Source organism: Pseudomonas citronellolis (genome assembly GCF_029335315.1).
GTDB classification, from domain to species: domain Bacteria; phylum Pseudomonadota; class Gammaproteobacteria; order Pseudomonadales; family Pseudomonadaceae; genus Pseudomonas; species Pseudomonas citronellolis_A.
Map to the genome: position 1 here is coordinate 1 of NZ_JARJLT010000268.1, position 15,291 is coordinate 15,291.

Genomic DNA, 15,291 nt, shown 5'->3' on the forward strand with positions numbered 1-15,291 from the left:
GCGCCGCGCCAGGTAGTCCCGCGCGAGCAGGCAGGCGCGTTCGATCAGCATCGGCGCCAGGTCCCGCGCGGTCTGGCTGTTGCGCCGGGTATGGACCCAGCCCAGGTAGGTGGTGCCGCGCAGGGCGAGGAACAGCGGCAGGCTGGCGCGGTCGGCGGCGGACAGCGGCTTCACCGAGTCGTAGCCGGCCAGCAGCGCCGCCTCGATCTGCGCCAGGCGCGGGTCGTCCAGGCAGAAGTACAACGCGGTGGCCAACTCGAACATGTGCCAGCCGAAGCCGGCGTCGTCGAAGTCGATCAACTGCAGCTCGCCGCCGTCCAGCAGCAGGTTCTCCGGCACCAGGTCGGCGTGGATCATGCCGAAGTTGTCCAGGTGGCGGCCGTAGCGGCGCAGGTCCAGGCGCGCCTCCTCGCGGGCCAGCTGGAGCAGCCCGCGCTGCTCGGCGCTGAGCAGGTCCAGCTCCCAGAAGCGGCCCCAGAACGGCTTGGCGCCGAGCAGGCCTTCCTCGTCCCAGGCGTGGCGGGTGAACTCGTTGGGCTGGCGCCACTGCGCCGAACGCAGGTGGATGCGCGCGGCCACCGCGCCGGCCTGGTGGAACAGCGCCTCGATGTCGCCCTCGGCCTGCAGGCCGTGCTCGGCCGAGCCCAGGGTGCTGCCGGCGAGCCAGCCGAGCATGTCGACGTAGCGCGGCTCGCTCAGGGCCGCGCTGCGCACCTCGGCCAGGTGCTGGCCGTCGCGGGTGCGGATGATGCTCGGCACGCCGATGCCGCCGGCGGCCAGCTGTTCCATCCAGGTCAGCTCCGAGCGCAGCGCCGCTTCGCTGTGGTAGCCGTCGCGGTGCACCCGCAGGGCGCTGCGCGTACCGTCGGCGCGGGTGGCGCAGAACACCGCGTTCTCGCGGTACTTGATCAGGTCCAGGCCGACGAAGTCGCCGTCCCAGAGTTGCAGGGCGTCCAGCGCCAGGTCGCGCAGGTGCGCCACCTGCTGGTCGTGTTCGAGCTGGGAGAAGTCGTTCATGGGGCCGCCTCAGAGTTCGCTCAGGACCTGGTCCAGGGTATGGATGAACAGCTCGCCGTGTTCGGCCTGGAAGGGCAGCGGCGGGCGGATCTTGAGGATGTTGTCGGCGCCGCCGATCTTGCTGATCAGCACGCCGCGCTGGCGCATCTGGTTGACGATGCGCCGCGCCTCGGCGCCGGCCGGCTCGCGGCTGGCGTGGTCGCGCACCAGCTCCACGGCGAAGAACAGGCCCTTGCCGCGCACGTCGCCGATGATCGGGTGGCGCTCGGCCAGGCGCCGCAGCTCGGCGTCGAGCCGGGCGCCCTGGCGCAGCGCGTTGCCCTGCAGGCCTTCCTCGGCGATCACGTCGAGCACCGCCTGGCCGACCGCGGCGGCCACCGGCGAGCCGCCGAAGGTGTTGAAGTACATGTTGCTGCGGCCGAAGGCCTCGACCCGCTCGCGGGCCGCGACCACCCCGGCCAGGGGGAAGCCGTTGCCCATGGGCTTGCCGAGGGTGACGATGTCCGGCACCAGCGGGTGCGCCTGGTGGCCCCACATGTGCTCGCCGGTGCGGGCGAAGCCGGACTGCACTTCGTCGACGATCAGCAGGCCGCCGGCGTCGCGCACCAGCCTGGCCACGCGCTCCAGGTAGCCGGCCGGCAGGCGCGGAATGCCCTCGTTGGCGAACAGGGTGTCGATCAGCATGGCCGACAGGCCGACGCCTGCCGCCTGCAGCGAGGCGATGGCCTCGGCGACCTTGGCCACGTAGCGCTCGGCAACCGCCTCGGGGCTGCCGTCGGCCTGGTACAGGCAGGGGATCGGCACCGCGCGGGCGTGGGGCGAGAACGGCTCGGAGCTGGGCAGGGCGGTGGTCACCGCGGCCAGGCCGGTGGTGTTGCCATGGTAGTTGTAGTCGCTGACGATCACCCCGCTGTTGCCGGTGACGAAGCGCGCCATGCGCAGGGCCAGTTCGTTGGCCTCGCTGCCGGTGCAGGTGAACATCAGCGCGTCCAGCGGCTCGGCGAAGGTCGCGGTGAGGTTCTCGGCGTAGCGCACCACGCGCTCGTTGAGGTAGCGGGTGTGGATGTTCAGGGTCGCCGCCTGCTCGGCCATGGCCGCCACCACCTTGGGGTGGCAGTGGCCGACGCAGGGCACGTTGTTGTAGCAGTCCAGGTAGCGCTTGCCGGCGGCGTCGGTGAGCCACACGCCTTCGCCCTTCACCAGTTCCAGGGGCTCGTCGTAGAACAGCGGCGAGGCGTCGCCCAGCACCTGGAAGCGGCGTTGCAGCAGGGTCGGATCAGACATGTTCGGGAGTCTCCAGGGGTTTGCCGGCGCGAGCGGCGCGCAGCAGGTAGTTGAGCACCAGCGCCACCACCACCAGGGCCAGGGCGCTGAGCATGGCCACTTCCAGCTGGAAGCAGGCGGCGATCACCACGAGGGTCAGCAGCATGCCCAGGCTCGCCACCAGCGGGCCGCCGCGGAGGCGGAACGGGCGGGCCATCTGCGCCTGGCTGCGGCGCAGGCGCAGGTAGGCGGCGAACAGCACCAGGTGGCAACTGCCCAGCAGCAGGACGATGCACAGCAGCAGCTTCTCCGGCGGCACCAGGGTCAGCGGCAGGCCGATCACGGTCAGCACCAGCAGGGCCACGTAGGGCGAGCCGCGCCGGTTGGTCTGCGCCAGCGCCGCCGGGAAGTAGCCGTCGCGGGCCAGGGCGAAGAGCTGCCGCGAGGCCGAGAACACCACCGAGAAGAAGGTCGCCAGCAGGCCGCAGACCGCGCCGCAGCCGACCAGCAGCGGCAGCCAGTCGTGCTCGCCGTAGAGCCCGCCGTGGGTCATGGCGGCGTACAGCGGGTCGCCGGCGTTGCCGACGGTCTCCACGCCGGCGGCGCCGGGGGCGGCGATCACCACGATCAGCGCGGTCAGCAGCAGGGTGCCGACCGCCCCGAGGATGCCGCGCGGCATGTGCCGGCCGGGGTCGGCGGCCTCTTCGGCGGCGGAGCTTACCTGCTCCAGGCAGATGAACATCCAGATGGCGAAGGGCACGCAGGCGAACACCCCGGCCAGGCTCACGCCGTCGGCGAATGTGCCGCTGGGCACCAGGTTGGCCAGTTGCACGTGCGGCAGCATGGCGCCGCCGAAGGCGAGCAGGGCGATGGCGGCCACGGCGCCGGCCAGCAGGGTCAGGCCCAGGGCTTCGCCGACACCGATGATGTGGATGCCGATGATCAGCACGAACAGGCCGATGCGCACCGGCCAGCCGCCGAAGCCGAACACCGACTCCATGTAGGCGGCGAGGAAGTTGGCGGCGGCGCCGGTGCCGATGGTCAGCGCCAGCGCGCAGGCGGCGCCGACCAGGTAGCCGACGAAGGGTCCGAAGGCCAGCTGTGCGTAGGCGAACACGCCGCCGGCGTGCGGCCGCGCGGTGGACAGTTCGGTGATGCACAGCGCCAGGCCGCCACAGAGCACGGCCATCAGCAGGGTGGCGACGAGCATGTTGGCCCAGCCGTTGCCGGCCAGCCCGTAGTTCCAGCCGGAGAATTGCCCGGCGATGACCAGTGAAATGCCGAGCCCGGCGATCTGGGGCCAGCGAAGTACGCCTTGTTTGAGCATGGTGAGAGTCCCTTGCCAGTCAGTGGGAGGAGTCGGAGGGCAGTCAGCCGCGAACGCCGGAAGGCGACGGGCAAGGGAAAGGACCGGCCAGGGCCGGCAGAGCGATGCGTGAAGACATGGAGCGAACCCTTCTTGTTGTTGTATGGGAACTGCACGCGCCCGAGCGTCAGGCGCGGCGGGCAGGGGAGAAGGTACGAAGGGGCGGGGTGGCGGCGATATCAGAAATGCGCAAAGACGCGGAAGGGGCTTCTGGTCGAGCTGGAAAGACCGACGCTTCGTACGGAATGCTCGGAACGGTTCCGGAGGCAACGCCAGTCAGGAGTTGCAACCATCCCTTCCTTGAACCCAGTGGGTCTTCGCTCCGGGGTATTCGGTGCGTGCCAGGACGCCGGGAGGATGTCGTGGCGGAACCGCTGGCGTTCACTCCCTCGAGCGCTTGGAGCCCAACGCCATGTTCGACTTACTCCGCACTTTCCTCGATGCCAGCCGATACAGAAGTTTCTTCATCGCGCTGTCCGGTCTGGCCGCCACCGGCTGCGCGACCGCGCCGGTACCCGCCCAGGCCGGCAGCGGCAGCATCGATGCCATCAACCACACCCACTGGGCCATCAACCGCTTCAGCGTGAATGGCCAGAACGCCGTGGACATCATCGGGCCCTATCAGGGCGGTGGCGGAGCTTGTTGCTTCTCCGTGCCGGCGCAATGGAAGCCGGGGATGACGGTGCGGGTGGATTGGGAGACTGGTACTGCGTACTCAGACGATTTTCCAGGGTTTGAAGACTGGGCCAAGTACAAGGAATGGGCAAAGAGAGTGAGTTCCCAGAAGCGTCAGCACAGCAAAGTCGTCCTAGTCCCGGAATACACCGGCCAGGAAACCTGTGGCATCACGGTGCATTTCCTGCCTTGTGATCAACTCAAGGTCACCACCTCCTGCTTGACCTACAGCAACCCCAACTACCCGATCAAAGATGCCCTGAAACTGCCGGAGCCCTCCTCATGTCCGAAGTGAAGTCCCTGGCGAAGGTTTCCCTGCCGTCACAGTTCCCAGTGAAAGGGCGCTTGCCGAAACAGCCGCACTTAGTGGCCCTCAACCTGGAGTGCCAGCGTGATCTGGAAACCGCTTACCACAACAGCCTGTGCCTGGCCGCCGGGCGCCGCGTTGTGCCGCCTTGCTGCAAGACCTTGCGCATCAGCCTGTTCTTCGACGGCACCGGCAACAACCTGAACGACGACTTGTTCCGCTCAGACACCCCGCACCCCACCAACATCGCCCGGCTGTTCCGCGCCAGCATCGGAGCTGGCTACGCCGGTGGCACCACCCTCAGCAAGGGCGCCGACAGCTTGCTGGATGCGGATGGTGTGGGCACCGGCGAGTACTACAAGTACTACATGCCGGGTGTTGGCACACCGTTTCCCGAGGTGGGTGACCTGGACTACAGCACCCCCGGGTTGGCGATGGCGCGCTATGGCGAGGAACGCATCAACTGGGGGCTGATGATGATCATCGATGCCCTGAAGCGCTCCCTCCAGCAAGGCAAGCTCACCCGGGTGGGCGAGGCGGTCAAGGCCATGGGCACGCTGGTGGATGTGGGCGGCGCCGCCAACCGTCGTCGCGAGTTCGAGCGCCAGTTGAGGTTGCTCGGCGGGCCGTTGCGTCTGGCCCTGGAGCAGCCCTCGCCGGGGCATCCCAAGCTCATGGGTCTGAAGCTCTATGTCTACGGCTTCTCCCGTGGCGCGGCGGCGGCGCGGGCCTTCGTCAAGTGGTTGACCGAGTTGCTGGTGCAGCCCGAGCCGGGACAGACCCTCGAACCTTACCTCGCCGTGGGCGACTTCAAGTTGCCGGTGAGCATCGAGTATCTCGGCCTGCTCGATACCGTGGCGTCGGTGGGCGTGGCCCATGCCGTACCGCAGTTCGATGGGCATATGAGCTGGGCCAGCGGCACCCAGGAACTGAGCAGTGAGGACACCCATCCGGAATTGATCAAGCGTTGCCTGCACATCGTCGCGGCGCATGAGCAGCGGCTGTGCTTCCCGCTGGATTCCATTCGCCGCAGCGATGGCCAGTATCCGCGTAATTGTGTGGAGGTGGTGTATCCGGGTATGCACTCGGATCAGGGCGGTGGGTATACGCCAGGAGTACAAGGGAAAGCGATTAGCCCAGATGAATCCTTGAGAGATGTGTTTCTGCTCTCGCAGATTGCGCTTAATGACATGTACGCCGATGCCTTCGTCTACGGTGCTCCTTTTAAGGTACCGATAGCAGTCTTGCCAAAAGAGCTACAGCAAGAGCGTTGGCGAGGGATGGAAGACAGTGTGCTAATGGGTTTTGCTGCTGATCCAGGACTTGTCTCCCGCTTCAACGCCTGGCGCGAACTTACTCTCGGCCTTTCTAACGCCTCCCAGCCACTACCCTCCGACCAAGTTCACCGTTACACCCCCGTCGAAGGCAGCGCGCCGCTGGAAGAAGTGCTGCGCGACCAGATGGGCTGGATCACCGCCTGGCGCATCGACCGCTACGCCTTCGATACCCTGAAACAGTGCGCCTTCTACAAGGAAGCCCCGGACCGCGACAGCGCCAAGGCCATTCGCGATGCCTCCAAGGCCAGGCGCGACGAGGATCAGCAGCAGGTAGAAGAGCGGCGCCGCACCGCCGAGGCCGAAGCCCGCATCCAGCGCAGTGAAGAGGCTCCGCCGCAGGAGCCGGGCGTCCACGACTTCGATCCGGAAATGGACCAGACCCAGCTGCGCGAAGCCGCCCGGGAATTCGGCGACGACTACCGCAATGTGCGCCGCGAGCCCAGCAGTTGGACGGAGTGGGTGCTGCACAGCGTTCCGATGCAGGCGGTGTACCTGATCAACGGCGACGACGAGCGCGTGGAATACCAGCACATGAAAACGCTGGGCCAGGAGCGCGTGCGCCTGCTGTTCCCGCCGCCCCGGGGCAAGCAGAACTTCCTCAGCGAAACCGAGCGCGGCGAGGTCGACGAGAGCCTCAACGCCGAGCAGCCCAGCGGCCTGGTCCGCGCCCTGTTCGATGACCAGGTACACGATTCGCGCGCCTGGTTCCTGCACTGGGCGCTCAAGGGCACCCGCGAACCGTGGAACAGCTATTTCCGCGAGCGCATGGTGTATTTCGGCAGTGAGAGCAACAAGGAGCTGTCGCTGCTCAGCGTGGCCGGCGGCATCGTCGGCGCGGCGTTGATCGTCGGTGGCGTGGCACTGGTCAGAAAGCAGCAGGGCTGGGCCGGCAAGCTGGCCATGGCTGGCGCCCTGTCGCAGTTCGACATCATCGACCTGCGCAATGGCATGCCGCTGCCCATGCTGGCCAACGCCGCCGAACTGCAGGCGCCCACCACCCATGTCGGTGAACGGGTGGCCCAGCAACGCACCGCCATCAACGCCCTGCGCCTGCAACAGGCGCAGCAGGCCATCGACGCGCGCTGGGAAGCCTTCCTCGCCCAGGCCCAGGAGCAGATCGATGCCTAGGTCTGAACACACCCTTCATCCATCGAGAGCCAGTGCCATGCCCGCGCTTCGTCGTTCCTTGCTGTTCATCGCCACCGTGACCGCCGCTGGCTGCGCCGCCGCACCGCTATCAGCCCAGGCCGGCAGCGGCACCATCGATGGCATCAACCATACCCACTGGGCCATCAACCGGTTTGGCGTGAACGGCCGGAGCGCGGTGGACATCATTGGTCCCTATCAGGGTGGGGGGGGGGCTTGTTGCTTTGCCGTGCCTGCGCAATGGAAGCCGGGACTGACTGTTAGGGTGGATTGGGAGACGGGGGTCGGAGGCTCGAAAGGATTTCCAGGATTTGCCGATCGAGAAAAGTACTACGCATGGTTGGACAAAATGGAATCCCAAAAACGCCAACACAGCCAACTCGTCCCAGTGCCCGACTACCGAGGCCAGGAAACCTGCGGCATCACGGTGCACTTCCTGCCCTGCGACCAGATCAAGGTCACGACCTCCTGCCTCACCTACGGCAATCCCGACTACCCGATCAAGGAACCGCTGAAGCTAGCGGAGCCGAAGACGTGTGCGAGGTGAGGCGGGGTAGGGATGTTCAGTTCTTGTCCGGAACCTGGGAAACATAGGTGCCGAGCAGAAGGTCCCAGAGCGGGGAAGAGACCCCGAAGTTCTTCTCGATTCCCTTGCGATGGTGCAGGTCATGGTTCGCTACCAGGCCGGGAATGAAACGATACGCCCAGTGTCGTGGACGGTGCATCACATAGTGCAGGGAGATGTAGAGGTAGTAGCCGATAGCCACGCCGGCGAAGGTGGATGTGAGGCCGCTGGCATAGGCCAGGAGCAGGAGCGCGGCGTACACCGAGCTGGTTTTGCAACTGGAGACGCCGATGTATTCCAGCACGTCCAGGTGATGGGTCCAGTGTTCCTTGCGGTACAGGGAGTGGAACAGGAAACGGTGGGTCAGGTATTCCGCCAGTGACCAGGCAAGCAGCCCCAGTAGTATCTGGGCTGGCTGGAAAGGCCCGATGCAGAACGCGATGAGTACGAGGGCGGGGATCGTGAAAAAGTCGAGGAAGTAGGCCGCCGAGGTCATCTTCCATTTGTTCGATGCAGCCATGGGAACACTCCGGTTATGAGGCCTCCGACGCTAGCAGGTGCGGCTAGGCGGAAGCTCTGGGACGGTTCCTGGCTGCGAGGTGGAAACGTCTGGATTCAACGATCTCCTGTCGTTGCAACATGGCTGGCAAAAAAAGACCGGCCCTGGGGCCGGTCGAGGGTGACACTGGAGTTGAAGCGGATCAGGCGCGCTTGAGCACCAGGGTCAGGATGTCGTAGCTGGCCACCAGCTCGCCGAGCTGGTTGGTGACTTCCACGTCCCAGGCGACCACGCCTTGTGGCTCGCCCTTGGGGCTCTTCTTGCCCTGGTCGATCTTGCGCTTGCAGGTCAGGCGGGCCTGGATGGTGTCGCCGATGCCCACCGGGTTGATGAAGCGCAGGGTGTCCAGGCCGTAGTTGGCCAGCACCGGGCCGACGCCGGGGGAGACGAACAGGCCGGCGGCCGCCGAGAGCACGAAGTAGCCGTGGGCGATGCGCTTGCCGAACTGCGAGTCCTTCGCCGCCAGCTCGTCGAAGTGCATGTAGAAGTGGTCGCCCGACAGGCAGCCGAAGTTGACCAGGTCGGCCTCGGTGACGGTGCGGCGGTGGGTCAGCAGCGATTCGCCGATCTTCAGCTCGTCGAAGTAGCGGCGGAACGGGTGCACTTCGGTCTCGTAGACCTGGGCGCCGCGCACGTATTCGCCGGTGACCGCCATCAGCATGGTCGGCGAGCCCTGTACCGCGGTGCGCTGCAGGTAGTGCTTGACCGCGCGCACGCCGCCCAGCTCTTCGCCGCCGCCGGCGCGGCCCGGGCCGCCGTGCTTGAGCACCGGCAGCGGTGAGCCGTGGCCGGTGGATTCGGCGGCCGACTCGCGGTCGAGGATGTGCAGGCGGCCGTGCAGCGCGCCCATCGCCGGGACCACCTTGGCAGCCACCTGCGGGTCGCGGGTGATCAGGCTGGCCACCAGGCTGCCCTTGCCGCGGGCGGCCAGGGCAATGGCTTCGTCGAGGTCGTCGTAGGCCATCAGGGTGCTCACCGGGCCGAACGCCTCGATGTCGTGGGCGCCGCCTTCGGCGTGCGGGTCGCGGCTGCGCAGCAGGGTCGGGGCGAAGAAGGCGCCTTCGTTCACGCCGTCACCACGCGGGGCGAAGCCGTCCTTCGCGCCGAACAGCATGTCGCTGGATTGCAGCAGGGCTTCCACGCGCTCGGCGACGTCGGCCTGCTGGGCGTGGGAGGCGAGGGCGCCCATCTTCACGCCTTCCACCGCCGGGTCGCCGACCACGACCTTGGCCAGGCGCTCGCGCAGGCGCTCGGCCACGGCGTCGATATGCTTGGCGGGGACGATGGCGCGGCGGATGGCGGTGCATTTCTGCCCGGCCTTGGCGGTCATCTCGCGGGCCACTTCCTTGACGAAGAGGTCGAATTCCTCGTCGTCCGGGGTGACGTCCGGGGCCAGGATCGCGCAGTTCAGCGAGTCGGCCTCGGCGTTGAACGGCACCGAGTTGCGGATCAGGTTGGGGTTCACCCGCAGCTTGGCGGCGGTGTCGGCCGAGCCGGTGAAGGTGACGATGTCCTGGCCCTGCAGGCGGTCGAGCAGGTCGCCGGTGCCGCCGATGATCAGCTGCAGGCTGCCGGCCGGCAGCAGGCCGGACTCGTGCATCAGGCGCACGGCGGCTTCGGTCACGTAGCTGGTGGCGGTGGCTGGCTTGACGATGCACGGCATGCCGGCGAGGAAGCTCGGCGCGAACTTCTCCAGCATGCCCCAGATCGGGAAGTTGAAGGCGTTGATGTGCACGGCGATGCCGCCGCGCGGCACCAGGATGTGGCTGCCGGCGAACTTGCCGGTCTTGCCCAGCGGGATGGCCGGACCTTCATGGACCACGTTGCCCGAGGGCAGCTCGCGGCCGCCGACGCCGGCGTAGGCGAACAGGGTGCCGGCGCCGCCCTCGATGTCGATCCAGCTGTCGGCGCGGGTGGCGCCGGTGTGCCGGGAAATCTCGTAGAGCTGCTCCTTGCGCTCGGTCAGGTACAGGGCCAGGGCCTTCAGGCGCTGGGCGCGCTGCTGGAAGTCCATCGCCATCAGCTCGGCCAGGCCCTGCTGGCGGGCGTGGGCCACGGCTTCGGCGAAGTCCAGGGCGTCTTCGTGGGTACGCGCGACCAGTTGGCCGTCGAGGGCGCTACGCAGCGCCTGGGCGCCATGCTGGCCGATCCAGCGGCCGCCGATGAAACTCTGCAGGATGGGCTCTTGGGCCATCGCTTATTCCTCCAAATCGCTACGCAAGGGGGCCGGCCTGGGCCGGTGACCGCCGCGCCGGGTGGGCGTCGGCGGCGCGTTATTCAGTGGCGGTACGAAACCGCCGGAGTGGGACGCCGGGGGCCTTGTGGGCCGATGGCGGTACAGCGTGATGCCTTACCTGTAGGAGCGAGCTTGCTCGCGATTCGCCGGCAGGGCCGGCGCTGGGTGGGTTCGCGAGCAAGCTCGCTCCTACGAAGCGCTGAAGGTCAGAGCTGGTCGAAGTCCAGCACCACCTTGTCGGTCAGCGGGAAGGCCTGGCAGCTCAGCACGTAGCCGGCGGCCACTTCGTAGTCTTCCAGGGCGAAGTTGCTGTCCATCTCCACCTCGCCTTCGATCACCTTGCACTTGCAGGTCGAGCACACGCCGGCCTTGCACGAGTAAGGCAGCTCGGCGCCCTGGGCGTTGCCGGCGTCGAGCACGCTGACGCTGTTGCGCGCCAGCTCGAAGGACAGCTCGCGACCATCGCTGATCACGGTGACCTGGCTCTTCCCGCTGTCGGTCGCGGCGGCGGCCTGGCGGGCTTCGCGCTTGCTCTCGCTGCCGGCGGCGGCGAACAGCTCGAAGTGGATGCGCTCGGCCGGCATGCCGTTGCCCTTGAGCTGGTCGCGCACGGTCTCGGTCATCGCCTGCGGGCCGCAGATGAAGGCGGCGTCGAGGTTCTTCACGTCCAGCCAGCGGCTGAACAGCTGGCCGCACTTGTCGGCGTCGATGCGGCCGTTGTAGAGGTCCACGTCCTGCTGCTCGCGGCTGAACACGAAGATCAGGTTGAGGCGCTGCAGGTAGCGGTTCTTCAGGTCTTCCAGCTGCTCGCGGAACATCGCGGCGTTGCTGGAACGGTTGCCGTAGAGCACGGTGACACGGCTGTGCGGCTCGGTTTCCAGGGTGGTCTTGACGATCGACAGGATCGGCGTGATGCCGCTGCCGGCGGCCACCGCCAGGTAGTTGCCGTGGCGCGCCGCATCCAGCGGCACGTTGAAGTGGCCGGCCGGCGGCATCACTTCCAGGTTGGCGCCCGCCTTCAGCGCCTCGTTGGCGTAGGCGGAGAAACGCCCGCCGGGCACGCGCTTGATCGCCACGCGCAGCTCGCCGTCGTTGACGCCGCTGCAGATGGAGTAGGAGCGACGCACTTCCTCGCCGTCCAGCTGGGCGCGCACCACCAGGTGCTGGCCCTGCTCGAAGCGGAAGCTGTCCTGCAGGTCCTGGGGGATGTCGAAGGCGATGGACACGGCGTCGCGGGTTTCCGGGCGCACTTCGCGGATCGTCAGGCTGTGGAATTTGCTCATTGTTCTTCTCCGGCGGCTTTGCCGCATGGAGGGCGAATACAAACGTCGCGAGCGACGGTCAGGCTAGGCGGAGGCGGCTTTGGAAGCGCAGTTCACATGTGTGAATGAGCATTCCGAAGGCGTTTCCAACGACGCATGGCCGAGCGCAGCAGTTTGTCTTCGTCCTCCCTAGATGCACTTGAAATAGTCGAAAGGCTCGCGGCAATCGATGCAGCGGTACAGCGCCTTGCAGGCGGTGGAGCCAAACTGGCTGAGCTGCTCGGTGTGCAGGCTGCCGCACTGCGGGCAGCGCACTTCCGGCGCCTCGCCGAGCAGGCTGCGCTTGCTGGTGCTGCCCTCCGGCGGGGCGATGCCGTAGACGCGCAGCGCCTCGCGGCCGGCTTCGCTGATCCAGTCGGTGGTCCAGGCCGGGTCCAGGCGGCGTTCCAGGTGCGGCGCGGCGAAGCCGGCGTGCTCCAGGGCGTGCTGGATGTCCTGCTCGATGACCTCGGTGGCCGGGCAGCCGGAGTAGGTGGGGGTGACCACCACCCGCAGGTGCCCGTCGCGCCAGTCGAGGCCGCGGACGATGCCGAGGTCGACCACGCTGACCACCGGCACTTCCGGGTCCATCACCTGGCCCAGCACGCTCCAGGCCTGGCTGAGGTCGTCAGCGGAGCCTGCGCGCGCGCCGCGGTCGCTGGCGATCAGCTCACCAGGTCGCATCGGGGTAGGCCCGCTGGAGGAACTGCATCTCGGCCAGGAGGATGCCCAGGTGCTCGGTGTGCAGGCCGCGGCGGCCGCTGAGGTAGAAGTGCACCGCCGGTTCCGGCAGCGGCAGGGTGGCGCTGGCGAAGATGTCGGCGACCTTGGCGCGCCAGGCGGCGGCCAGTTCTTCCGGGTTCGGCGCCACGCCTTCGGCGAACAGGCGTTGCTCGACGTCGTCGGCGTTGCACAGCTCGACGGTGAAGCGCCACACCTGCGGAATCGCCGCGAGCATGCGCGCGTGGCTTTCCTCGGTGCCGTCGCCCAGGCGTTCGACCCACTCGCCGGAGCGGCGCAGGTGGTAGGTGACTTCCTTCAGGCCCTTGGCGGCGATGGCGGCGATGCGCGCGTCGCTGGAGTCGCTCAGCTGGCGCAGCGCGTGGAAGTGCCAGGCGTCGTAGAGGAACTGCTTGGTCATGGTCACGGCGAAGTCGCCGTTGGGCTGCTCGACCAGCAGCAGGTTGCGGAAGGCGCGCTCGTCGCGGCGGAACGCCAGCTGGTCGGCGTCGCGGCCGTCGTCCAGCAGTTCCACGGCGTACTCGTACCAGTTGCGCGCCTGGCCGACCAGGTCGAGGCCGACGTTCATCAGTGCCAGCTCTTCTTCCAGCGCCGGGGCGCGGCCGCACCATTCGCACAGGCGCTGGCCCTGGATCAGGGCGCTGTCGGCGAGGCGCAGCAGGTATTCGATCTTGTCGTTGTTCGGGTTCATCGCACGCGTCTCACTCACATGTGGCCGACTTCGGGCGGCAGCTCGTAGAAGCTGGCGTGGCGGTAGACCTTGTCCTGCGCCGGGTCGAACAGCGGGTCCTTCTCGTCGGGCGAGGAAGCGGTGATCAGCGCCGAGGGCACCACCCACAGGCTCACGCCTTCGTTGCGGCGGGTATAGAGTTCGCGGGCGTTCTCGATGGCCATCGCGGCGTCGGCGGCGTGAACGCTGCCAACGTGCTTGTGGTTGAGGCCGTGCTTGCTGCGCACGAAGACTTCAAAAAGGGTCCATTCGCTCATGGTGTTCTCCTCGCGGCTCAGGCGGCGTCGCGTTTGCGTTGTTCTTTTTTACGGGCATGGGCGACCGCGGCTTCGCGGACCCAGGCGCCGCTCTCGATGGCGTTGCGGCGGGTGGCGACGCGCTCGGCGTTGCACGGGCCGTTGCCCTTGAGCACTTCGTAGAATTCTTCCCACTGGATGTCGCCGAAGTCGTAGTGACCGCGTGCTTCGTTCCACTTCAGGTGCGGGTCCGGCGCGGTGCAGCCGAGCAACTCCAGTTGCGGCACGGTCTGGTCGACGAAGCGCTGGCGCAGTTCGTCGTTGCTCTGCCGCTTGATCTTCCAGGCCATCGACTGGGCGCTGTTGGGCGAGTGCTCGTCGCTCGGGCCGAACATCATCAGCGCCGGCCACCAGAGGCGGTTGATGGCGTCCTGGACCATGTCCTTCTGCGCCTGGGTGCCGTGGCGCATCATGGTCAGGAGGATTTCGTAGCCCTGGCGCTGGTGGAAGCTCTCTTCCTTGCAGATGCGGATCATCGCGCGGGAGTAGGGGCCGTAGGAGGTGCGCTGGAGCACCACCTGGTTGACGATGGCGGCGCCATCCACCAGCCAGCCCACCGCGCCCATGTCGGCCCAGTTCAGCGTCGGGTAGTTGAAGATGCTGGAGTACTTGGCGCGGCCGGAGTGCAGCTTGGCGATTTCTTCGTCGCGGTCGGCGCCGAGGGTTTCCATGGCGCTGTACAGGTACAGGCCGTGGCCGGCTTCGTCCTGGATCTTGGCCATCAGCTGCAGCTTGCGCTTGAGGGTCGGCGCGCGGGTCACCCAGTTGCCCTCCGGCAGCATGCCGACGATTTCCGAGTGGGCGTGCTGGGAGATCTGGCGGATCAGCGTCTGCCGGTAGGCGTCAGGCATCCAGTTCTTCGCCTCGATCTTGATCTCGGCGTCGACCTTTTCCTGGAAGGCGCGTTCCTCGGGGGACATCTCGTCCAGCGCCTTGATGCGCTTGACGCCGGTCTCGACCAGTTGTGCGTACATGCTGTGTCTCCAGCCCTTGTTCTGTTTGTGGGGAGGCCTTGGCCATGGCGCTATTTTTAAATGATACAGAATCCAATGTCTAACACTAAATAGTGTGTCGAATGTGTTTTTTGTATCGCTTTGGGAGTAGCCGGCGCGGGGCGTGAGGGCGTGAATGTCGTTATCTGCGGCGATAGATGCGGATCTATGTCGCTATGATGTGGTTAAAGTTGCAGGTTCGTGCGGTGATGGGGAGGGCCGGGAACGGCCGGCCGCCGAGTGCGGCGGCGGCGCGGGAGTGACGAATGGAGGCGTTTAAAGCGATACGGAAATATGTGAGTGGTTTGATTTCAGTGTTTCTCATGGCGGCGCTCGCCAGGGCGGGCGCCGCATTCGCCTCAGGCGTCGACGATCACCTGGAAGCCGCCGAAGATCATGCGCTGGCCGTCGAACGGCATGGACTGGAAGTTGTCCTTCAGGCGTGGGTCCTCCATGACCTTCTTCATCCCGGCGTCGCGTACCTCGCGGGACGGCCAGGTGATCCAGGAGAACACCACGGCCTCGTCGTCCTTGCGTTTCACGGCCATGGGGAAGGAGGTCACCTTGCCTTCGGGGACGTCGTCGCCCCAGCACTCGACCACGCTGAGCGCGCCGTACTCCTTGAAGACCACCGCCGCCTTGCGGGCCAGCTCGGTGTAGGCCTCGCGGTTGGCGGTGGGGACGGGGACGATGAAGCCGTCGATGTAGTTCATGGTGGGGCTCCCTTTGCTGTTGGAGGGGGAGGTGGATCTCCCGTGGG

Annotated in this window: 14 protein-coding genes; 3 read left to right on the top strand and 11 right to left on the bottom strand. The window is 66.9% G+C overall.

The genetic code is table 11. The features are described 5' to 3' along the window. The 3 genes from P3W75_RS20245 to P3W75_RS20255 form a co-directional block, all read right to left on the bottom strand. Window positions 1–1,017 (bottom strand): phosphotransferase enzyme family protein (locus P3W75_RS20245; RefSeq protein WP_276229096.1); only part of this gene is annotated, 1,017 nt, incomplete at its 3' end. A gap of 9 nt (window positions 1,018–1,026) precedes the next feature. Then, on the bottom strand, window positions 1,027–2,301 hold the full coding sequence (locus P3W75_RS20250; protein ID WP_276229097.1) for an aspartate aminotransferase family protein: 1,275 nt from the start codon (window positions 2,299–2,301) through the stop codon (window positions 1,027–1,029). Beyond that, window positions 2,294–3,607, bottom strand: coding sequence for an amino acid permease (locus tag P3W75_RS20255; protein WP_276229098.1), 1,314 nt, complete (start codon window positions 3,605–3,607; stop codon window positions 2,294–2,296). Before P3W75_RS20255 ends, P3W75_RS20250 begins: the two co-directional genes overlap by 8 nt. Before the next feature lie 451 nt (window positions 3,608–4,058). Between P3W75_RS20255 and P3W75_RS20260 the strand changes: the two genes are divergently transcribed. The 3 genes from P3W75_RS20260 to P3W75_RS20270 are packed head-to-tail and all read left to right on the top strand — an operon-like array spanning window position 4,059 to window position 7,658. Then, on the top strand, window positions 4,059–4,616 hold the full coding sequence (locus P3W75_RS20260) for a DUF3304 domain-containing protein (RefSeq protein WP_276229099.1): 558 nt from the start codon (window positions 4,059–4,061) through the stop codon (window positions 4,614–4,616). Continuing rightward, the gene (locus P3W75_RS20265; RefSeq protein ID WP_276229100.1) at window positions 4,604–7,093 is read left to right on the top strand and encodes a T6SS phospholipase effector Tle1-like catalytic domain-containing protein; all 2,490 of its coding nucleotides are present in this window, start codon (window positions 4,604–4,606) and stop codon (window positions 7,091–7,093) included. The genes P3W75_RS20260 and P3W75_RS20265 overlap by 13 nt, the downstream gene beginning before the upstream one ends. A 37-nt stretch (window positions 7,094–7,130) precedes the next feature. Continuing rightward, window positions 7,131–7,658, top strand: coding sequence for a DUF3304 domain-containing protein (locus tag P3W75_RS20270; protein WP_276229101.1), 528 nt, complete (start codon window positions 7,131–7,133; stop codon window positions 7,656–7,658). Window positions 7,659–7,674: 16 nt separating this feature from the next. Here P3W75_RS20270 and P3W75_RS20275 read toward each other — a convergent pair whose 3' ends face one another. From P3W75_RS20275 to P3W75_RS20310, 8 genes are all read right to left on the bottom strand, one after another. Continuing rightward, complete coding sequence (locus tag P3W75_RS20275; protein WP_276229102.1) at window positions 7,675–8,196, bottom strand: sterol desaturase family protein; 522 nt, start codon at window positions 8,194–8,196, stop codon at window positions 7,675–7,677. A gap of 181 nt (window positions 8,197–8,377) precedes the next feature. Then, window positions 8,378–10,429: a phenylacetic acid degradation bifunctional protein PaaZ gene (gene paaZ / locus P3W75_RS20280; RefSeq protein WP_276229103.1), complete on the bottom strand. Its 2,052-nt coding sequence runs from the start codon at window positions 10,427–10,429 to the stop codon at window positions 8,378–8,380. 248 nt (window positions 10,430–10,677) lie between these two features. Then, window positions 10,678–11,754, bottom strand: coding sequence for a 1,2-phenylacetyl-CoA epoxidase subunit PaaE (gene paaE, locus P3W75_RS20285; RefSeq protein ID WP_276229104.1), 1,077 nt, complete (start codon window positions 11,752–11,754; stop codon window positions 10,678–10,680). Window positions 11,755–11,922: 168 nt separating this feature from the next. Further along, window positions 11,923–12,456 carry a 1,2-phenylacetyl-CoA epoxidase subunit PaaD gene (gene paaD, locus P3W75_RS20290; RefSeq protein ID WP_276229105.1) on the bottom strand — a complete coding sequence of 178 codons (534 nt, stop codon included), beginning with the start codon at window positions 12,454–12,456 and terminating at the stop codon, window positions 11,923–11,925. Continuing rightward, a complete protein-coding gene (gene paaC, locus P3W75_RS20295; protein WP_276229107.1) occupies window positions 12,443–13,204 on the bottom strand; it encodes a 1,2-phenylacetyl-CoA epoxidase subunit PaaC in 762 nt (253 codons plus the stop codon). The genes paaD and paaC overlap by 14 nt, the downstream gene beginning before the upstream one ends. 14 nt (window positions 13,205–13,218) lie before the next feature. Further along, entirely contained in the window at window positions 13,219–13,500 is a 282-nt protein-coding gene (paaB, locus tag P3W75_RS20300; protein ID WP_024764426.1) for a 1,2-phenylacetyl-CoA epoxidase subunit PaaB, read from the bottom strand. A 17-nt stretch (window positions 13,501–13,517) separates the two neighbouring features. Further along, window positions 13,518–14,513 (bottom strand): 1,2-phenylacetyl-CoA epoxidase subunit PaaA, encoded by a 996-nt coding sequence (gene paaA / locus P3W75_RS20305; RefSeq protein ID WP_276229106.1) that lies wholly within the window; start codon window positions 14,511–14,513, stop codon window positions 13,518–13,520. 377 nt (window positions 14,514–14,890) lie between these two features. After that, complete coding sequence (locus tag P3W75_RS20310) at window positions 14,891–15,244, bottom strand: DUF1428 domain-containing protein (protein ID WP_043271751.1); 354 nt, start codon at window positions 15,242–15,244, stop codon at window positions 14,891–14,893. Window positions 15,245–15,291: the final 47 nt, after the last annotated feature.